The 20,729-nt window shown below is 58.5% G+C and carries 11 protein-coding genes; 5 read left to right on the forward strand and 6 right to left on the reverse strand.

The window, feature by feature from the left end; translation table 11 throughout:
• Nucleotides 1-780 carry a flagellar brake protein gene (locus V7714_RS04090; protein ID WP_335388428.1) on the forward strand — a complete coding sequence of 260 codons (780 nt, stop codon included), beginning with the start codon at nt 1-3 and terminating at the stop codon, nt 778-780.
• Between the two features lie 96 nt (nt 781-876).
• Here the strand turns inward: V7714_RS04090 and V7714_RS04095 are convergent, their stop codons facing one another.
• The 3 genes from V7714_RS04095 to V7714_RS04105 all read right to left on the reverse strand — a co-directional run bounded on the left by V7714_RS04095 (nt 877) and on the right by V7714_RS04105 (nt 8,128).
• Nucleotides 877-2,700: a phosphoenolpyruvate carboxykinase (GTP) gene (locus V7714_RS04095; RefSeq protein WP_335388431.1), complete on the reverse strand. Its 1,824-nt coding sequence runs from the start codon at nt 2,698-2,700 to the stop codon at nt 877-879.
• A 318-nt stretch (nt 2,701-3,018) separates the two neighbouring features.
• Complete coding sequence (locus V7714_RS04100; protein WP_335388434.1) at nt 3,019-5,814, reverse strand: TonB-dependent receptor plug domain-containing protein; 2,796 nt, start codon at nt 5,812-5,814, stop codon at nt 3,019-3,021.
• Between the two features lie 352 nt (nt 5,815-6,166).
• A complete protein-coding gene (locus V7714_RS04105; RefSeq protein WP_335388437.1) occupies nt 6,167-8,128 on the reverse strand; it encodes a S9 family peptidase in 1,962 nt (653 codons plus the stop codon).
• 469 nt (nt 8,129-8,597) lie between these two features.
• Here V7714_RS04105 and V7714_RS04110 point away from each other — a divergent pair, with 469 nt between their 5' ends.
• The 3 genes from V7714_RS04110 (at nt 8,598) to V7714_RS04120 (ending at nt 16,573) form a co-directional block, all read left to right on the forward strand.
• Nucleotides 8,598-11,411, forward strand: coding sequence for a TonB-dependent receptor domain-containing protein (locus V7714_RS04110; RefSeq protein WP_335388439.1), 2,814 nt, complete (start codon nt 8,598-8,600; stop codon nt 11,409-11,411).
• Nucleotides 11,412-11,782: 371 nt separating this feature from the next.
• The gene (locus V7714_RS04115) at nt 11,783-14,509 is read left to right on the forward strand and encodes a TonB-dependent receptor (RefSeq protein ID WP_335708561.1); all 2,727 of its coding nucleotides are present in this window, start codon (nt 11,783-11,785) and stop codon (nt 14,507-14,509) included.
• A gap of 108 nt (nt 14,510-14,617) precedes the next feature.
• On the forward strand, nt 14,618-16,573 hold the full coding sequence (locus V7714_RS04120) for an alpha/beta hydrolase family protein (protein WP_335708562.1): 1,956 nt from the start codon (nt 14,618-14,620) through the stop codon (nt 16,571-16,573).
• Nucleotides 16,574-16,703: 130 nt separating this feature from the next.
• Here the strand turns inward: V7714_RS04120 and miaA are convergent, their stop codons facing one another.
• From miaA to mutL, 3 genes are read right to left on the reverse strand one after another with little or no spacing between them, the layout of a single operon-like run.
• Entirely contained in the window at nt 16,704-17,636 is a 933-nt protein-coding gene (miaA, locus tag V7714_RS04125) for a tRNA (adenosine(37)-N6)-dimethylallyltransferase MiaA (protein ID WP_335708563.1), read from the reverse strand.
• The gene (locus V7714_RS04130; RefSeq protein ID WP_335708564.1) at nt 17,633-18,403 is read right to left on the reverse strand and encodes a hypothetical protein; all 771 of its coding nucleotides are present in this window, start codon (nt 18,401-18,403) and stop codon (nt 17,633-17,635) included. Before V7714_RS04130 ends, miaA begins: the two co-directional genes overlap by 4 nt.
• 1 nt (nt 18,404) lies before the next feature.
• Nucleotides 18,405-20,243 carry a DNA mismatch repair endonuclease MutL gene (gene mutL / locus V7714_RS04135; protein ID WP_335708565.1) on the reverse strand — a complete coding sequence of 613 codons (1,839 nt, stop codon included), beginning with the start codon at nt 20,241-20,243 and terminating at the stop codon, nt 18,405-18,407.
• 68 nt (nt 20,244-20,311) lie between these two features.
• Here mutL and V7714_RS04140 point away from each other — a divergent pair, with 68 nt between their 5' ends.
• A complete protein-coding gene (locus tag V7714_RS04140) occupies nt 20,312-20,689 on the forward strand; it encodes a response regulator (protein ID WP_335708566.1) in 378 nt (125 codons plus the stop codon).
• Nucleotides 20,690-20,729 lie beyond the last annotated feature (40 nt).

Here is a 20,729-nt window from a genome sequence, read left to right on the forward strand (position 1 = left end):
ATGAAGACCGCCCTGCCCCCTTTGATGACCGACGAGTTGCCGCTGCGCATCGAACCCGCCGAGCTGGCCGATGCCGATCAGTTGCGGCTGACGACGGCTGGGGAAATCCAGCGCTTGCTGCTGCAGTTGTGCGAGCACCATGAACTGGTCAGCTTGTATGTGGACGACAGCGACCAATTCGGTCTTTCCATGGCCCTGGCAGTCGATCAGGGCAGGTTGATCCTGGACCTGCCCCACGGCCATTTCAAGGACCAGATACTGGCCGTGGAGCAACTGTATTGCACCTCGGCCCTCAGCCACGTCAAGGTCCAGTTCACTGCCCGCTCCCCCAGGCTGGTGGAGTGGCAAGGCAAGCCGGCACTGGCGGTCACCCAGCCCACGGAGGCCCTGCGCCTGCAGCGGCGCGACTTCTACCGGCTGATCGTACCGCTGGCCCAGCCACTCTCCTGCTATGTCCCCCTGGGGCATGGCGAGGACTTCGAGATCTCGCTGGCCGATATCAGCGTGGGGGGCATAGGCATCATTGGCTACGTGCCCGGCCTGCGCATGGATGCCGGCCGCCAGTACCACGGAATACGCATAGAGCTACCTGACACCGGCACCGTCATGGCCGATGTGGAAATGCGCTCCAGCTTTGAGATCACCCTCAAGAACGGCATACACACCATACGCACCGGTGCCCAGTTCATCCACCTGTCCAGCGCCAACCAGACCCTGATACAGCGCTACATCACCAAGGTCGAGCGCGAGCGCATCGCCAAATCCCAGCGCCTGGACTAGGCGCGGCCCCCACCACACAGCGCCTCGCACGCCCGCCCGGCGCAAGAAAAAAGGCCGCTCCAGGAGCGGCCTTTACTTTGCGGTTAGCAGTGCAACTTAGCCTGCCAGCGCCTCACTCAGTTGGCTGCGCTTGTCGGCCAGCTGCTTGGGCAGCTTGTCGGCCAGCTTGGCAAACCACTCGGCATGGGCTGCCACCTCGGCCCGCCAGGCCTCAATGTCCACCTGCATCAGGGCATCAAACTGCGCCGTGGTCATGTCGTCGAGGCCAGTCCAGTCCAGATCGGCATACGATGGCATCCAGCCCAGCACGGTCTCGCGCGCCTGCGCCTTGCCTTGCACCCGGCCGACTATCCACTCCAGCACCCGCATGTTCTCGCCAAACCCAGGCCACAGGAACTTGCCATCCTCACCCACGCGGAACCAGTTGACGCAGAAGATGCCGGGCGCGTGTGCCAGCCTGTCGCCCATCTTCAGCCAATGGTCGAAGTAATCGCCCATGTGGTAGCCGCAGAAGGGCAGCATGGCAAACGGGTCGCGCCGCGTCTGGCCCTGGGCACCCATGGCGGCTGCCGTGGTCTCAGACCCCATGGTCGCTGCCATGTAGACACCTTCGCTCCAGCCAGCGGCTTCGGACACCAGCGGCACGGTGGACGAGCGACGGCCACCAAAGATAAAGGCCGAAATAGGCACGCCATTCGCATCATCCCAGGCGGCATCCAGCGAAGGACACTGGCTGGCCGCCACGGTGAAGCGGGCATTGGGATGGGCAGCCTTGCGGCCGGTTTCCCGACCGATTTCCGGCGTCCAGTCCTTGCCCTGCCAGTCGATCAGGTGGGCTGGCGCCTCCTTGCTCATGCCCTCCCACCACACGTCGCCATCATCAGTCAGCGCCACATTGGTGAAGATCACATTCTGCTTGAGCATGGCCATGGCGTTGGGATTGGACTTCTCCGAAGTCCCCGGCGCCACGCCAAAGTAACCGTTCTCGGGATTGATGGCATACAACCGGCCATCGCTGCCGGGCTTGATCCAGGCAATGTCATCGCCCACGGTCGTCACCTTCCAGCCCTGGTAGGCCTTGGGCGGGATCAGCATGGCAAAGTTGGTCTTGCCGCAGGCACTGGGGAAGGCCGCTGCCACATAGGATTTTTCACCTGCCGGGCTTTCCACGCCCAATATCAGCATGTGCTCAGCCAGCCAACCCTGGTCGCGGCCCATGGTAGAGGCAATACGCAGGGCAAAGCACTTCTTGCCCAGCAAGGCATTGCCGCCATAGCCCGAACCATAAGACCAGATCTCGCGGGTCTCAGGGAAATGTACGATGTACTTGGTGTCCTTGTTGCACGGCCAGGCCACATCCGCCTGGCCAGCCGCCAGGGGCGCACCCACGGTATGCACACACGGCACAAAGGCGCCATCCTTGCCCAGCACGTCGTAAACCGCACGCCCCATACGGGTCATCACACGCATGGAGGCGACCACATAGGGCGAATCGGTCAGCTCAATGCCAATGTGGGCAATATGCGAGCCCAGCGGGCCCATGCTGAACGGAATCACATACAGGGTACGGCCACGCATGCAGCCATCGAACAGGCCATCCAGCGTCTGCCGCATCTGGGCTGGCGCCATCCAGTTATTGTTGGGGCCGGCATCCGCCTCTTGCTCGGCACAGACAAAAGTACGGTCTTCCACCCGCGCCACGTCGGAAGGGTCCGAGAACGCAGCATAAGAGTTCGCCCGCTTCTCCGGGTTCAGCTTCACCAGCGTGCCCGCCGCCACCATCTGCGCCAGCAAGGCTTCGTTCTCGGCATCGGAACCGTCCACCCAGTGGATGCGATCAGGCTTGGTCAGTGCGGCAACCTTGGACACCCATTCAAGCAGGGCGGCGTGCTGTATGTAGTCGGGGGGAGTGAACTGCATAGGGTGACCTCGGGTATGGAATCTTGCATGCCTGTAACAAAAGTCAGGCAAAAGCGAAAAATCGGCCCGTAATTGTCGCAAATTCAGCGCCATTAGTCGTCAGAAAAGTAGTTACACGGTATCTGACTACATTTTCAGATCAACTATTACCGTACCGCCTTGATTCATGGGGTACAAAACCCAATCACAAGACAACCAAGCAGTTGCTCGGTTGAAACTACACTACAAAATCTTGCTCAGCCCAGTCATGCATCTGAGGCGGCAATGCAAAACCCCCGGCAAGCCGGGGGTCGAAGGTATTGCAAACCCTAGAAACGCTTAGAAGAACTTGTAGGTAGCGCTCAGGCTCAGATAACGACCGTAGGGGTTGTGGAAACCTGGGTTGTAACCGATCGTGGTGTTGTCAGGATCATATGGCGCGTCGCGATCAAAGACGTTACGCAGGGTACCGCCGATGGTCAGATTCTTCACGCCTGTGTAGGTCATGCCCAGGTCAAACGTGGTCCAGGAGTGGACCTTGCAATCAGGGAACATTGCCTGATATGCGGCAATACCACCACAACCGCTCACACCGTCGCCGTAGTACCAGCCATCGGTATAGTTGATACGGCCGTTCACCGAGTATGGCCCCTTGGACCAGGTTGTAGCCAGCGTGCTCTTGAGGCGCGGCAGTTCACCTGCAGGGCCGTAAGCACCAGCGTATTCCACAAACTCATCACCAGCAAACTGGGCCTGCTTGTAGCTGATCAGGTAGCTGGCGTTGAAGTTGCTGCTCAGGCGACCGAACTCACCCAGGTTGTTGCGCAGGTTCAGATCCAGATCGACACCCTTGACGCGGGATTCACCCAGATTGAAGAACTTACGCACGGTGCTGATGATAGGACCGGTGTTCGGGATAATGTTGCCGTTGGTATCACGCAGCCAAGTATCCGGATTCTGGTTACGGGAAATCTGATCGGCGTAGCGCGACTCACCACCTTCATGGAGTTGATCCATGATGTACTGCGAGCTCAGACGGTCGATCTCATCCTTACGGCGAATCTGGTAGATATCAACCGTGCCGTTGAAGTTCGCCGACGGCGCAAACACCAGGCCGAAGGTGAAGCTCTTGGACTTCTCGGGCTCCAGATCCGGGTTGGCAGCAATACGCGAGGAAATGCTGCGGCCGGTGGTGCACTCACCCGTATCGCGCGATGCGGGATCGATGGTGTTGGCAGGCACGTCCGGGAACTTGGAGGTACCGCAACGCAGCGGGTCAATGATGGTATTGAAGGACTGCACGCTGGACTTGGAAATCTGGGTCAGGCCAGGCGCGCGGAAACCTTCAGCATACGAACCACGGACAGCCAGGGCACCGTTGGGCGTCCATTTCAGACCAAGCTTGGGGGTGGTGGACGAACCGTAGTCACTGTAGCGGTCATAACGCACGGCAGCCTCAGCTTCCAGCGTCTTCAGCAGCGGCAGATTGAACTCACCAAACACCGAACGCACATTACGGCTACCGTCAGCTGCGGACGAACCCAGACCAATAAACTCGGCATTAGCCAGGCGGGCATCCGGCGTCACCTTGATGGATTCGCGACGGGCTTCAAGGCCAACTGCTACGCCAATCGCACCGCCAGGCAGGTTACCGAACTCGGTGCTGCCCTTCAGGTCGCCGATGCTGACTTCGGTCTCACCAGTGTAGAGCTGATCAGGACTGATCTTGGCAATCGTCGCCGCGCTGTTGTTGCCAAATGGGCGGTAGCTCAGATCATTGATTGCGCTCTGCAGCTCGTTTGCCAGCAGCAGACCACGCGAAACGGCTTCACGCTCAGCCTTGCTGTACATCGCCCCTGCATTCCAGTCCCAACCGAAGTGCGATCCATCCAGGCCCAGCACAACACGGGTCGATTCGTTCGTCACCGAATCAGACGATGGGATATCGCCAAAACGGTAGCGCACCGCAACCTGGCGGGTATTGTTAGGCGTGTACTGTGTGTAGGTGGGGTTGTTGTACGGATTGTCCGGGTGATTGGCGGGCAGCACAAAGGTAAACGACTTGCGCTGACCATCCGTGGTAAACCAGGTGCTGCCAGTCTGGGCAACGCTACGTGGGTTGGAGCGGTATTCAGCTTCGACCCTGTTGTAGCCGACCTCGGCAAACGCATTCAGGTTTTCACCCAAGGAGAACGAAGCACGGGAGAAGACCGCACCGGTGTCGGACTCAGAAACAGCATCCAGGCCCTTGAAGAAGTCCCAGCGGCAAGTCGTACCGACCTTCATCGAGGTCGGGCAGCGGTTATCCGCCACACCTAGCACGGTAAACGCGCCGCTACCTTGGGTGCGCTCGATATAGTAGTTACCAGGGTACGCCAGCGACGATGCCGACGGATCCAGACGGGCATCCAACTGGTAGTAAGCATCCTTCTTGATGGCGTGCGCCTTGCTCAGCGGGGTCGCTTCGCGATGGCGGTACTCAGCCGACACCATCACATTGAAACGATTGCTGACAGGGTCGCCAAAGCCTACGCTCAAGTTGCCCGACTGATTGCCGAAACCACCATTGAGCGAGCCGCCGCCCGACAAGGAAGCCTGGGCACCTTGGTAATCCTTGCGCAGGATAAAGTTGATCACACCGGCGATGGCATCAGAGCCATACACGGCCGAGGCGCCGTCCTTCAGAACTTCCACACGCTCAATGGCTGACAGCGGAATATTGTTCAGGTTGTAGAGGCTGGATTGCCCGGTGTTCGGGTCGGCATAGGCCGCAGGCGCCATACGGCGACCATTGACCAGCACCAGTGTGGAAGAAGAACCCAGGCCACGCAGAGACGAGGTTGCCACGCCCGAAGCAAAGCCAGTTCCGGAATCCAGGTCATCCAGGCCGCCCGAACTGATAGCCGGCACCAGCTTCAACAACTCGGAAGTGGTCGTCACGCCAGTCTTGCGGATCTCCTCACGGCCAATAACCTGAATGGGAGACGCAGATTCGGTCGAAGTACGCTTGATGTTGGAGCCCGTCACCTGGATCTTTTCGACCTTGACCGGTGCCTCTTCGGCAAGGGCAAACTGGCTTGCACCACCAGCGATGCCAACCAGCAGCAGCGCGCGTGTAATCTGATTCAGCTTCATAACTTGTATTTCTCCCAATGGAACCACTGCCGGTGGTCGACAACCCTCAGCAGCGAACACACAAAAAAGCCAAGCGACCTCGCCCAGCAAGCAGCGACGTCAATCTCCCTGATGAGCCATAGTACCCTCAGCCTTCCCGGCTTTTGCAGCATTTTCGTTACACATTTCACAGTTTGTAGCGACTACGCAACGAATTTCAGAGAAAGCTAATACCAGCGCCAAATGCCCTGACAAACCTAGACAACCCAATGGTGGACAATCATCGCCAAGTGCCGTCAAAGCCAGAGCCTGCGGTACACGCAAAAGCAAAAGCCCCGGTCAAAAAACCGGGGCTTTGCGCTACGCGTGAAGCTTAGCTACCTATATGCTTCTTCAAGAATGCCTCTACGGCGGAATAGAACAGCTTGATGTTCTTCATCTTGCCAAAACCATGCCCCTCGTCATCGATTACCAACCACTCGTAAGCCTTGCCGTTGGCCTTCAATGCATCCCGCATGCGCTCAGCGTGCACCAGCGGCACCCGGCGATCCAGTGCACCATGGGCAATCAGCACCGGTGCCTTGAACTTGTCGGCATTCTGTAGCGGCGAGGTCATTTTCAACTGTGCCTGATCGGTCTTGGGATCGCCAACAAAGGTAGCCATGGCACCGTGCTTCACGTAGTTGCTTCTGGCATAGTCAGACCATTGCACATCAAACTTCATTTCAATATCCGACACCCCGACCATATCGACGCCACACTTGTAGAGATCGGGGTCCTTCACCAGGCCCATCAGGGTGGCATATCCACCATAGCTGCCGCCATAGATGCAGACGCGGTTCTTGTCGACCACACCACTGCTTACCAACCAATTCACGCCATCAGTGATGTCATCCTGCATGGCCAGCCCCCACTGCTTCCAGCCGCTACGCTGATGCTTCCAGCCATAGCCGCCAGAGCCCCGATAGTTGGGCTGCAACACAGCATAGCCACGCGAGGCCAGAAATTGCACTTCCGGGCTCCAGCCCCAGGAATCACGCACACCAAAAGGGCCGCCATGAATATTGACCACCAACGGCAACATCTTTTCAGCCTTCCCCTTGGGCAAGGTCAGGTAGGCAGGAATCGTCATACCATCGCGGGCCTTGTACTGCACCGGCCGCATAGGCGAGGTCTTGTCAGCATCCAGCCAGGGGGCGGCCTGCGCGACCTCCTCCATCTTGAGCGTCTTGGTATCCAGCAAATAGTAGCTGCCCTGATCCACATCGCTTACCGAATAGATGGCAATACGCCCATCCAGATCACCGGCAAGATAGTTGATCCTACCCTTGAGCGTTGCATCCACCTGCTCACTGAGCTTGGCCCAAGCCCGGTCAAACCAATAGATCTCTGGCTTTTCCGCATCCAGCGCCAAACCAATCACCTTGCCCGATGCAGCTCGAATCAGATCGGCATTGCTACCGTCAACGTCGACCAGATCATGGGCCAGCAACTTTTCGCCAAGAACCTGAGTCTCCATGTCCAGCGTATGCAAGGCAAACTTGCTGTCTTCGCCACGAACAGCCACAAAGGCTGTCTTATCATCACTGTCCAGCCCCAATACATCCCACTCACCCTGCTGACCCTCCTCAAACTCCTTAATCAGTTTCCAACCCTGCTCCTTGGATGCTCGGTGGTAAATCTTGGTCATGGTCAATGCGTGCTTATCATCCACCAGATAAGCCAGACGTGCCTCTCCCTTGCTATCTGGCAAGAAGCTAACAGTCTCGCCGGGAGTAGCAGGATTATCGAACGTCTTCAGCACACCCTTCTCTGTCTTGGAGTTGACCACATAGAGGTCAATCGCTTTGCTACTACGGTCATTATTGACCATCAGCACATTGTCCGAACCATCGCTCAGTACGCCAACCAAGCTATGATTCGACTTGAACCGGCGCAGTTCACTCCCGTCCTTGTTCACGGCCACCACGCCTCCCCAGCTCTCTGCCTCGCCAGAGCCGGCAAGTGCATCACCCTGGGTAAAAATCAGGCGCTCATTGTTGACCCAGAAAAAGCGTGCGACATCTATCTCCTTGAGATTGGTCAGCACCTTGATCGCCTTGCCCTCCAGATCAATCACAGCCAGATTGCGCCTGTCATTAACCGGCACCAGCACCGCCATGCTCTTGCCATCCGGTGACAATCGCATCTGCATGAAGCTAGGCCGAGCAAATAGTTTCTCAATTGCGTTCCAAGGCTTCACCACGACATCAGCCTTGGTATCCGCTGCTGCGTTAGCTGCAACAGGTGCGACACACAGCATGCCAAACAGCAGCGCCGGAAAGATTTTCTTCATTACCTTGCCCTCTATTCTCACAAGACCAGCATCAAAAATTTAGCCCGCGCCGCAAGCCGCTAATCTGTCTTAGTGGCAGCTCGCACAGGCGCATCACTCTATGCAGGGATAGGCCACACGCACCTTGCCTTAAACCATGAAAAACGCCGCGCAATGCGCGGCGTTTTGTACTGGAAAAGTATAGCACCTGTATGGTGGCGAACCTCGTGCTTGAGCACGATAGCTGTAGGTAACATCCCCTGCGAGCCATCGCTTGCAGCGATAGCTCGAACTGTCACGCGCACAGAACATCGGGCATAAAAATGTTGTAAATAAGTAACACACCGCTTGATTAATTCGTGAATGCGGCACCAATGATGACGTACACCTTATGACTACGTAGTATTCGCCCCCCGCCGATTGGCTGTAGCTATCAGCCTATCGGCGGGAACAGCGAACATTTTGTAGTTTCTGGGGAGTTAATTTAGTTATGAAGATGAAGTACTTGGCCTTGGCCATAGCAACTCTGGGTTACACCGGCCACGTCCACGCCGCCGACACCGCCACACCGATTGAAAAGATCGAAGTCACCGGCTCGAATATCAAGCGCCTGAGCAAGGAAACTGCGTCCCCAGTGCAGGTCGTCTCCCGCGAAGACATACAGCGCACGGGCGCCAATACCTTCCGAGAATTCATCGACACGCTGTCGTCCTCGACTTCAGCCCTGAGCGACATCGGTGGTAGCAGTTCTTTTGCCAGCGGCTCGTCCGGCGCGTCGTTGCGCAACCTGGGCAAGGCTTCGACCCTAGTACTGCTGAACAGCCGCCGCGTCTCCAACTACGCCTTGGGCGATGGCGCGCAAGAAAACTTCGTGAACCTCGATGCCCTGCCTACCGAAGCCATCGAGCGCGTTGAAATTCTCAAGGATGGCGCTTCTGCCATCTATGGCTCCGATGCAGTTGCAGGCGTGATCAACATCATCACCCGCCGCAACTACACCGGTCTGAAGCTGAAGGCTTCGCACCAGCAGTCTGTGGATCAAGGCAAGCTGGAGCAACAGAACGCCAGCATCACCGCCGGCTTTGGCAACGCCAATGAGGATCGCTACAACGTGCTGGTCAACGCCGATTTCTATCAGCGCAATGACTACACATTCAGAGACCTGTTTGGTGAGAGCAACAAGACCGCGCTGGCCTTGAACCCCAGCATCGGCACCTTCTCGACATTCGCCTTCCCTGGAAACCTGATTGGTGGCGGCCAAACCGGCCCTTTGACTGGCTGTGCTCCCAGCATGATTCAAGGCGGCCTGTGCCGCTTCGATCAGTGGGCACGCATCGGCGCCGTACCCAAGTCCAAGCGCGCCAACTTCTTCAGCTCAGGCGAGTTCCGCTTCAGCGACGACCTGAAGGCATTCGGTGATATCAGCTACTCCAATATCAAGACCGAGTACAAAGGCACACCTCCGGCTTACGGCGCTGCCTTAGGCACCACCGAATGGGCAGCTGCGGATGGCTCCATCCAGATATTCACCCCTCGCGGCCTCCCTGCCCAGCACCCCCTGAACCAGTCGGGCTCCGAGATAGAGTTCCGTTATCGCTTTGCCGATGCAGAGCCTCTGCTAGGCACGAAGGTTGATTCGGACCAGTACCGCTTCATGGGTGGACTGAAGGGCATTGCCGGCAACTGGGATTGGGAAACTGCTGCTGGCTATACCTACGCCAAGACTGTCATGACCCAACGCAGCCAATACAGCCGCAAGGGTTTCAAGGAAGTCATTGGCGACTACGACATCGATGATCCACTGTTCTTCAATAAGGCCTATAAGATCGGCCAGCAGAACAGCTATGAAGTGCTAAATAAGCTCTTCCCGCAATATGTAACCCAAGGCGAGACCTCACAGTCCTTCATCGACGGCAAGTTCTCCAACTCGGCGCTGGCTGAACTACCTGCTGGCCCCTTGGGCATAGCAGCCGGTTTCGATCTGCGTCGCGAGGACTATGAAAGCAAGGATAGCGATATCCTGGCCAAGGAAGCTGACTTGGTTGGCCGCGGATCGTCCGCTGCGAGCGGCTCCCGCACCTATGGCGCAGCCTTTGTCGAGCTGAATGTCCCTGTATTGGATAAGCTGGAAGCCCAGTTGGCTGCGCGCGTCGACAAGTTCGAGAACTTTGATGCCCATGTCTCGCCCAAACTGGGCCTGCGCTTCCAGGCTTCCCCCAGCCTGATCCTACGCGGTACCTTTGCCGGTGGTTTCCGTGCGCCCAACCTGTTGGAATCCAGTGATTCTGAGCTGCGCGCCTTTGCGCCCGGGCTGTCCGATCCCCAGCGATGCGATGCGGCAACCAACGTCTACAACTCGCTGAATGCCGATGCGGATGCCTCCACCGACCCCACCGAAGCGGCCATTCTGCGCGCCAAGGCTGAATCGGTATACGGCGACAGCTGCTCGTTCTCGCTGGCCTCGCGCACCAAGTCCAACAAGAACCTGAAGCCCGAGACCTCGGACAGCAAAACCTTGGGCTTTGTATTCGAACCAGTCAAGGGCTTCAGCGTATCGGTAGACTACTGGCATATCGCTCGCAAGAACGAGATCAACAGCCGTAGCGCCCAGGAGGTACTCAACAACGAGAGCAACTTCCCAGGCCAAGTCACCCGCGCAGCCGCGTTGACCGCGCTGGATATCGAGATGAACCAACGTTATGCCGGACGTGCCGACCATCAGATCAGCGCTCATAAGCTGACCGGTATTACACGTACTTACGAGAACATCTCCAAGACCAAGACCTCGGGTTACGATATCGACCTGCAGACTTCCTTCCGCCCCTCCGGCCTCGGCAAGCTGGATGTCGACCTTAGTGCCACCTACACCAAGGACCTGTATTCCTGGTCCGACGAGCTGAAGGCCTACGGCGACAATCTGGCGGGTCGTTATGGTTACTCACGTCTGAAGTCGGTCTTGTCAGCAGACTGGTCTTATGGCGTGTATTCAGTTGGTGTACGTACCAACTTCTCTTCGGGTTATGCGCTGCAGGATGACTACACGGACACGACCTATTCGCCAGCAGGCTGCGCCCGCTTGCGCTACACAGCAGCACAATGCCGTGTCGGTTCGCACACCACAGTTGACTTGGCGTTGGGGTACACCGGCATCAAGAACCTGAATCTGATGCTGAACGTGAAAAACCTGATGAACCGCGACGAGCCACTGGACCTGCGCCAGTATCGTAGTGATGCGACCGAAACGCATTCAAATGCGCGTCAGTTGCGCATGGTCAAGGTCAGCGCCGACTATAAGTTCTATTGATTACGCTTGGGATCCTGAGGATACCCCCGCAGTATCATGCTTGACTTGCAAGGCCCTCGTTCTTCGAGGGCCTTTTTTCTATCAACGGATCGAGTATCCGAGCGCACTTGGCCGCATACATAAATACAACGGCTTCTTGCCCCAAGGCTTGCCTCAGCTCTGCACCAGACAGACAAAGTTTCACGCCATGTAGCCTGCCCAACGAAAGCCCCCATCGTCGCCATAAACCAACACTAGCACTGCAATAAGGAGACAATATTTCTCCTGAACCACACCTGAATGGTAGCTTGCACGGGTTGCGAAATACGCACGAATGCCTATCTGGCAATTCAGGAAAACCCGCCTCGCACACCTTAGGGGAGTATCACCAGATGAAGTTCAATTGCCTTGCCATCGCCTTATCCAGCGTTGGCTTCTGCCTCGCCGCCCATGCGGCCGATCCCGCCACTGCGGCACCTGAGCCCAAGATTGAAAAGATCACTGTTACCGGCTCCAACATCAAGCGCATCTCGCGCGAGACCGCTTCGCCGGTAATGATCATTACCAATGAGCAGATGAAGCGTGGTGGTGCCACTACGCTGACTGAAGTGCTGCGCAACATTTCCGTCAACGTTGGTGGTATCGATGAGAACCGCACCAGCGGCTTTACCGCTGGCGCTTCTGGTCTCAACCTGCGTGGTCTGGGTAGCCAAGCCACCTTGATGCTGATCAATGGCCGCCGTCTTGCTGCCTACGCCCAGCCTGAATTCCAGACCACTTTCGTTGACCTGAACACCCTGCCCATGGGCGCGGTGGAGCGTATCGAAGTGCTGAAGGACGGCGCATCGGCTATTTATGGCTCGGAAGCCATGGCCGGCGTGGTTAACATCATTCTGAAGGAAAGCTATGAAGGCCTGGAAATTGGCGCTTCCTATGGTGAATCCGAGGTAGGCGACGGCGAGACCGCCCGAGCAACCGCCAGTTTTGGCTACGGCAACCTGACGGAACAGCACTTCAATGCTTTCGCCACCCTGGATATCCGCCAGCAAAAGCCTTCCTTCCTGAAGAACCGCGGTGGCTATATCGGCACGCAGGATTTGCGCGCCTATGGGTATTCCGACCAGCGTAACCTGTATACCGCGCCAGGCAATATCTACTGGACCGACAAGGCCACCGGCAAGTTCAATGCCCGCCCCATAGACGGCAAAGCCTGCCCGGCTGATCAACAGGTCGATGCAGCTGATTTCTTCGGCGCCAGCGGCATGCCTGGCGGCAAGGTCTGTGTGTTCGACGACCTGAAGGATGCTGACTTCAACTCTGGTGGCAAGAGCGATCGCTTCTCGCTGACCTCGGTATTCAATTGGCAGCCGAATGCTGATACCAAGGTGTGGGCCGAAGTCATGCGCACCCAGAACAAGGCACGAGTAACCGGCCAGCTGCACTGGGTTGCCATGCAACTGGGCCAAGAAATTGGTGCCCTGCCCATTACCCACCCGCAATACCCGCAAGAGCTGATCGGCCCAGATGGCAAGACTTTGGCCGGCGGCAACGGTACCGTCCGTCTGCGTTCGCAGTTGAAGAACCTGCCGGCACAAGGCCAGGATAACACCACTGACTTCGGTCGCTACCTGATCGGTGCCAAGGGTGTGTTGGGTAACTGGGATTGGGAAACCGCCATCCTGACCAACTCCAGTGAAGTGGAATCGCGCGCTACTGGCGGCCTGCTGAACTCCAAGTTCATCGAAGCCGTGCAGACCGGCAAGTTCCTGTTCGGCGATGTCGCTGGCAATGCCGCACTCTATCCAAGCCTGGTTACCAATAGCGCCAGCCAATACAAATCGTCCATGAGCTTGTGGGATGCCAAGGTCAGCGGCGAATTGCTTGAGTTGCCGGCCGGTCCGCTGTCCATGGCAGTCGGTGTCGAAGCACGTCGCGAAAGCCTGGAGACCAACCCAGATCCGAACGCCGTGGCGGGTGAGCTGTACCATAGCGCCGAACTGCCACCGCCCATGTCGAACAGCCGCAATATCCGCTCGATTTACAGCGAGTTGAATATTCCTATTCTGAGCAATCTGGAAGCACAGTTGGCAGCACGCCACGACCGCTACTCGGACTACGGCAATTCGACCACGCCCAAGCTGGGCCTGAAGTGGACCCCGTGGTCGTCGCTGGTGCTGCGTAGCACTTATGCCGAAGGCTTCCGCGCTCCTACCTTGGTGGAAAACTCGACAGCCATCTCGAACGCCTTTATCTCCTTCCAAGATCCGGCACGCTGCAATGCCAGCTTCAAGGAAGGCTGTAATGCGCAAAGCCCCTACCAGAGTGGCTCCAACCCCAACCTGGGGCCAGAAAAGGGTGAAAGCTTCACCTACGGCTTTGTGTGGGAACCCAACCAGTCCTTCAATATGTCGGTCGACTTCTGGCGTATCAAGCGCAAGAACGAGATTTCGACCTACGACCTGACCACCGTACTGGCCAACGAAGCCTTGTTCGCCAATAACCCTGCTACGGTCATCGTGCGCGATCCGCTGACAGCGGCAGACGCTGCCAACGGCGCTACCAAGGGTGAAATCACCCTGGTCAAGCTGTTGCTGACCAACGTCTCCGTGACCGACGTCAAGGGCGTGGACATGGATCTGCGTGGCCGCTTCAACCTGGGCGCCTACGGCAAGATCGAACCCTCGCTGAACCTGCAATATGTTCAGTCCTACCGCACGGCCCCCACGCCGAATGATCCAATGCTGCAGTACATCGGCACCTCGGGCCAGCCGCGTCTGCAAGGTAGCCTGGGTGTGGGTTGGAAGCAGGGTCCATGGTCGTTGTCTGCCGATGCACGCTATGTTGGCAAGATGGGCGCTGTTGGCTCGCCGAACGAGACCTGCCGCTTTATCGCGGAAGGTTACGAGGAGCTTTGCCGTGATATCGCCAGCTTCACCACGGTGAACATCGGTGGCAGCTACAGGGGCTTCAAGAACGTGATACTGAGCGGTGCAGTGAAGAACGCCTTCGATCGCAAACCACCGTTCTTCCCCTACACCAATGGCCGGAATTACTACGCTCCGTTGCATGACTCCATGGGTCGTTACTTCCAAGCCAGCGCGGTTTACACCTTCTACTAAGAGCAAGTCGTAACGATAGGCGCCGGAACTCTGTTTCGGCGCCATCTTTTATTCTGCCGCATGATTTTGATACCCCAGCACATCACGGCACCTGATTGGAGAAGCACGGTGAAACACCGAATCCTGCACAGCATTGCCCTGGGCCTGCTGCTTGCGACTGCCCCGTTGTCCTATGCAGCCGCGGAGTCCAAGCCCGTCCCCATCGAGGACTTTTTCACTCGTCCGCAATATGGTTCCCCCGTACTGTCACCCAATGGTGACAAGCTGTCGGTGATTACCCCGGTCAACGGCCGCCTGGCTTTGGCCGTTATCGACCTGAAAACACGCGAAGCCAATGTCCTGGCCTCCAGCAAACTGTGGGATGCATCCGGTGTCCGCTGGATCAATAACAACCGCTTGATGTTCCACGTCCAGGATACCAAGGGCACTATGGAACAAGCACGCGGCCAGGGCCCGTTCGCCATCAATGCCGACGGTAGCGGTTTCCGTAATCTTGCCGAAAAGATGTCTATTAGCGTGCTCGATGTCCCCCAGGATGGCAGCAACGACATACTGGTGACCAGTAGCAAACGTAGTCCCGGTGCAGGGCAGGATGACTTTGGCAATAGCGACGTCTACCTGATGGATACCAGCAATGGTCGCACTCGTTTGCTGACCTTCAACAATCCTGGCAAGGTTGCCGAATGGGTGGTGGACAGCAAGAAGCAGGTACGCGCCGCCGTATCTTTTTACGGTGACAAAGCAAGCGGCAGGTTCAAATACAAAGTCAGCTATCGCGAGAACAACGATGCTGCATGGCGAACCATCACGGAATACCTGATGGATGATGAAGGCTATGCACCTATCGCCTTCGATGCCGACGACAAGACCATGCTGGTCGTGGGCCGTAACAAGGAAGACACCGACGGTCTCTACACTTGGGATTTCGAAGCCGGAAAACCCAAGGAACTACTGTTCCGCCACCCCGAAGCCGATTTCCAGCAGGGCATCATTCGTGATGCAGCCAGCCGTAAGATAGTGGGGATCAGCATCAATGCGCATAAGCCAGAGATTCATTATTTCAATGAGCAATGGGCCAAATGGCAGGCAGAGTTCGATGCCACCTTCCCTGGCAGCCTGAATACCATCCAAAAACGTGGCGATCGCATGCTGGTCACCACTTCATCGGATATCGAACCGGGACGTGCCTTTCTCTACGAAGCGGCAACCAGCACGCTGGAGCCACTGCTGTCCTATAAGCCAGAGATCAACCCCGAGCAGATGTCACCGATGCAGACTGTCAAGTATGTCGCTCGTGACGGACTGACCATTCCCGGCTACCTGACACTACCCAAGGACAAGGCGGCAAAGAATCTGCCTTTGGTGGCATTCATACACGGTGGTCCGCATGCCCGCGACAGCTGGGGCTTCGATCCTTCTGTTCAGCACATGGCTTCGCGTGGTTACGCCGTGCTGCAACCCAACTTCCGTATGTCCACCGGGCTGGGCTGGAAGCTGCACCGTGCGGGCTGGAAGCAATGGGGCCTGGCCATGCAGGATGATATTACCGACGGCGTAAACTGGCTGGTCAAACAAGGCATAGTCGACCCCAAGCGCGTTTGCATCATGGGTGCCAGCTATGGCGGTTACGCCACGATGTACGGTTTGGTGAAAGACCCTGATCTCTATCAATGCGGCATCAACTATGTTGGCGTGACGGACATCAATATGCTCTTCAGCGTTGCCTGGTCCGATACTGCCGATAGTGCTTGGTCGCGCTATCGTCAAAAGGACCTGCATGGCGATCCAGATAAAGATGTGGAGTACATGAAGAAATCTTCTGCTCTGGAGAATGCATCGCGTATCACCAAACCCGTCATGATGGCCTATGGCTCCGAAGATATCCGCGTGCCACTGGTTCATGGCGAGAAGATGCGCGACAAGCTGCGCAAGCAAGGTACGCCTGTCGAGTGGATAGTCTATGCAGGCGAAGGCCATGGCTGGACCAAACTGGAGAATCAGGTCGATTTTGCCAAGCAGGTTGAAAGCTTCCTGGGCAAGTACATCGGCGACAAGAAGAACTAGGCATCGTAGTCATCAACCCAAGCTAAACCGCCATTGCCCGGTCTCACTTGGGTAGTAAGACCAAAACAAAATGCCACACTGTGTGTGGCATTTTGTTTGATAAGCACCCAGTCAGCTGACTCACCCGGGATCACAGCATCGGCAACTCTATGCCCTCTATCTCCGCAGCAGACTCCAGGGCGATCAACCCACCATCCGCCGCCATTCCCCGCAACCAGGTAATCTGCCGTTTGGCCAGTTGCCGCGTGGCATAAATGCCCCGCTCGCGCAGCTCCTTGTAGTCCAGCCGCCCTTCCAGATAATCCCAGGTTTGTCGGTAGCCCACACAGCGCATGGATGGCATGTCCGGTTCAAGCTCAGGGTACTGCCGGCGTAGCCCTGCCACCTCGTCGATCAGCCCCTCTTTCAGCATCAGCTCAAACCGCAGCGCGATACGTGCATGCAGTTCCGCCCTGTCAGGCGGCATCAAGGCCAGCCTGGTAAGCGCATAAGGTAGCGGCTCCACCTGCCTTTGCTCCGCCAGCAAGGAGGCCATAGTGCGTCCCGAAGCCAGAAAAATCTCCAACGCCCGCCCTATGCGCTGGCTGTCATTGGGGGCCAGCCGCGCGGCAGTAGCCGGGTCTACCTGCTGTAGCCTGGCATGCATGGCCGGCCACCCCTCAGTTGCAGCATCGGCCTCCAGTTGCTGGCGTATGGCCGGGTCTGCCGAAGGCAGGTCGTGCAGGCCGTGCTGCAGGGCGTTGAAGTACAGCATGGTGCCACCCACCAGCAGTGGCACCTTGCCACGAGCGGTAATCTCGGCCATCAGTTGCAGGGCATCGTGGCGGAATTGCGCGGCGGAGTAAGTATCCAGCGGCGAGATAATGTCGATCAGATGGTGCGGCGCCACCGCCAGCGTGGCCGCATCGGGCTTGGCAGTGCCAATATCCATATCGCGATAGACCAGGGCCGAATCGACCGAGATCAGTTCGACAGGCAGGCGCTGCGCCAGCTCCACCGCCAGTGCCGTCTTGCCGCTGGCCGTCGGGCCCATCAGGAAAATTGCAGGTGGCAGGGTACTCATGCCGATCTCCTCGCCCATAGTGTGGCCAGCCAGCCCACCGCACCACCGGCCAATGCCGATACCAGCAAGGCCCACCAGCCCAGTGGTGCGATGGTTTCGGCCAGCACCAGAAAAAATACGGCAAACCCCATCAGGCCGGTCAAGAACCCGCGCAAGGCCAATAGCAATGCATCGCGGCCCGCATTGGCATAGGTAAAGGCCGGGATGACCGTAGCGGCAACCGGTGCACCGGCAAACACACCGGTCAGCGCAGGCCCCAGCAAGGGCGAGGCGGTAGATAAACCGAATACCAGGCAGGCCGCCGCCAGTATGCGCACCAGCAATTCGCTACGTGGCAGGGCCGCCGCCGGGGGCGCAGCGCGCGGCTTGGGCAAGAGACGGGTGGCCGCCAGCCATAGCCCAGCCACCACCAGTACAGCCACCCAGCGCGATTCCGCCAGGCCCAGCCCATACACGCCAAAGGCCACCAGCAGGTAAGCCCCCCAGCCGGCCAGGATGGCGCCAGGCCAACGCAGATAGGCGCTGGCATAGCCCACCCCCAACATATAGGCCACATTGCCCCACACCCCGGCTGGTGAGGACAAGGCCACCTGGGCGGCGTAGTGCTCGCCCTGTGTCAGCCACAGCACCACCACCAGCGGCCCCGCCACAATGGGCAGCCCTCCCAGCATGCCCGCCACATTGGGTCCCCAGCGTCTGCCTGCCAGGCTGGCCAGCCCTATCAGCAGCGGCGACAAGGTCAGCTTGGTCAGCAACAGCACACTCATGCTATTGCCCCCGCATGAACAGCTTGTCCAGCTCGTTCATGCTGAGCCTGAACCAGGTAGGCCGGCCATGGTTGCATTGGCCGCTGCGCTCGGTGGCTTCCATCTCGCGCAGCAGGGCATTCATTTCCGGCAGGGTCAGGCTGCGGTTGGCCCGCACAGCGCCATGGCAGGCCATACTGGCCAGCAGGGCATCGCGTTTTTCGGTCAGCACGCGGCTGGCCCCCACCTCGCGGATATCGGCCAGCACCGAGCGGGCCAGCTCTACCGGGTCGGCGTCGCGCAACAGCATGGGGATAGAGCGCACAGCCAGTTGGGTCGGCCCCATGACGGCCATTTCAAACCCCAGCAGGCCCAGCGCCTCGGCGTGCTCCTCCACGGTCGCCACATCCAGCCGGTCTGCCGGGAAGGCCAGCGGTATCAGCAGCGGCTGGGTAGGCAGCCTGTCAGTATCCAGAGCGGTCTTGAGCTTTTCGTACACCACCCGCTCATGTGCCGCATGCATATCCACCACGATCAGGCCATCGCGGGCCTGCGCCAGCACATACACGCCATGCAACTGCGCCAGTGCAAAGCCCAGCGGCGGCAGATCGTCGTCGCTGCTGGGCAAGGGTCGGGTTGGATAGCCAGCCGGTGGCGGTGTCATCGGCGGCAACACAGCGCTGGCTGGCGCATCCAGGGGCACCGCCCGCTCCGCCTCACGCACGCCGGCGAACAGGGTGCCGTAGAAATTGCCTGCAGCCGATTCCTGCACACCCAACGGCATGCGCATCTGCTGGAAAGTGGGTGCATAGGCGACATTGGCCAGGCCACCCTCGGGCTGGGCCGGTGCCTCGGCGGGGACAGCCGCACCCGCCCGAGTCTCGGCCAAGGCCTTGTTGAGGGCATGGAACAGAAAACGATGGATGGCCTGCGATTCCCGAAACCGCACCTCGGTCTTGGTGGGGTGTACGTTCACGTCCACCGCCTCCGGGTCTAGCTCGATAAACAGCACATACAGGGGCTGCCTATCCAGATGCAGCACGTCGCGATAAGCCTCGCGCACGGCATGCAGCACCACCTTGTCACGCACAAAACGGCCATTGACGAAGACAAACTGGGCATCGCGGCTGGCCCGCGAGACAGTGGGCGAGCCAGCAAAACCCGTCAGGCGCAGACTGGCCGCCTGGGCCTCGATGGCCAGCATGGTGTCGGCAAACTCATTGCCCAGTATGGCACGCATGCGCTCGCTGGCTGTCTCTGCCTTCAGCCGCCATTGCACCTTGCCATTGTGGGTCAAGGTCAGCGCTAGGTCAGGGCGCGACAAGGCAATGCGCTTGAAGGCATCCTCACAATGGGCGTATTCGGTGGCGGGAGTTTTCAGGAACTTGCGGCGGGCCGGCACATTGAAATACAGGTCACGCACCTCGACCGAGGTGCCTGCCGACAGCGATGCTGGCTCCGCCTCATGTATGGTGCCGTTGTCAGCCTCGACCCGCCAGGCCTGGGACGAGCCAGCCTCACGACTGCTCAACAGCAGCTGCGACACCGACGCGATACTAGCGAGGCCTTCCCCCCGAAACCCCAGGGTACGCACCCGGTGCAGGTCTTCAAGGCTGGCTATCTTGCTGGTGGCATGCCGGCTAAGCGCCAGGCTCAATTCCTCACGGGCAATGCCGCCGCCATCGTCGGTTACCCGTATCAGTTTGCTTCCCCCTTCCGCCAAGTCTACGCTGAGAGTGGTTGCACCCGCGTCCAGGCTGTTTTCCAGCAACTCCTTCAGGGCCGAGGCGGGTCGCTCCACCACCTCGCCAGCAGCGATCTGGTTGACGAGATGGTCGGGCAAGGGGCGTATACGTGACATCAGGAATCGATTCTCGGGACTGAGCCCGCAGTATATCAGCCGGCCTCAGGCCGCTTTGGGAGAAGCGCATGACCGGGAACAAACCCACCTTCTACGTCATTGATGACGATAGCGTGTTGCGCTCCTTGATACGGGGCATACTGACCGATGCCGGGCTGGATCACGCAGGCGCGGCCGGCTCGGGGGAAGAAGGTTTGAAGGGTTGCCAGGACAAGCAGCCCGACTTGGTGCTGCTGGACATCAACCTCCCCGGTTCCAGCGGCATGGATGTGCTGGCCACCCTCAAGCGCATGAAGCGCTCGCCGCGCATCATCATGATCAGCAGCGAAGCCACCCTACCTCGGGTCAAGTCCGCCATGAGCCTTGGGGCTGCAGGCTTTGTGGTCAAACCCTTCACCGCGGCCAAGCTGATCGCCGCCGTTGACAGCGCCCTGAGGGGCCCCTAGAGCCTGTTCAGAGCCGGGCTCGAGGCTTGGTGCCCATCAG

The sequence above is a fragment of the Chitinimonas sp. JJ19 genome, from assembly GCF_036961565.1.
Taxonomy (GTDB): Bacteria; Pseudomonadota; Gammaproteobacteria; order Burkholderiales; family Chitinimonadaceae; genus Chitinimonas.

Excerpts from the sequence above, each read along its gene's own strand:
- V7714_RS04090 (WP_335388428.1), top strand. The coding sequence starts at position 1 with ATGAAGACCGCCCTGCCCCCTTTGATGACCGACGAGTTGCCGCTGCGC.
- V7714_RS04095 (WP_335388431.1), bottom strand. The coding sequence starts at position 2,700 with ATGCAGTTCACTCCCCCCGACTACATACAGCACGCCGCCCTGCTTGAA.
- V7714_RS04100 (WP_335388434.1), bottom strand. The coding sequence starts at position 5,814 with ATGAAGCTGAATCAGATTACACGCGCGCTGCTGCTGGTTGGCATCGCT.
- V7714_RS04105 (WP_335388437.1), bottom strand. The coding sequence starts at position 8,128 with ATGAAGAAAATCTTTCCGGCGCTGCTGTTTGGCATGCTGTGTGTCGCA.
- V7714_RS04110 (WP_335388439.1), top strand. The coding sequence starts at position 8,598 with ATGAAGATGAAGTACTTGGCCTTGGCCATAGCAACTCTGGGTTACACC.
- V7714_RS04115 (WP_335708561.1), top strand. The coding sequence starts at position 11,783 with ATGAAGTTCAATTGCCTTGCCATCGCCTTATCCAGCGTTGGCTTCTGC.
- miaA (WP_335708563.1), bottom strand. The coding sequence starts at position 17,636 with ATGAGTACCCTGCCACCTGCAATTTTCCTGATGGGCCCGACGGCCAGC.
- V7714_RS04130 (WP_335708564.1), bottom strand. The coding sequence starts at position 18,403 with ATGAGTGTGCTGTTGCTGACCAAGCTGACCTTGTCGCCGCTGCTGATA.
- mutL (WP_335708565.1), bottom strand. The coding sequence starts at position 20,243 with ATGTCACGTATACGCCCCTTGCCCGACCATCTCGTCAACCAGATCGCT.
- V7714_RS04140 (WP_335708566.1), top strand. The coding sequence starts at position 20,312 with ATGACCGGGAACAAACCCACCTTCTACGTCATTGATGACGATAGCGTG.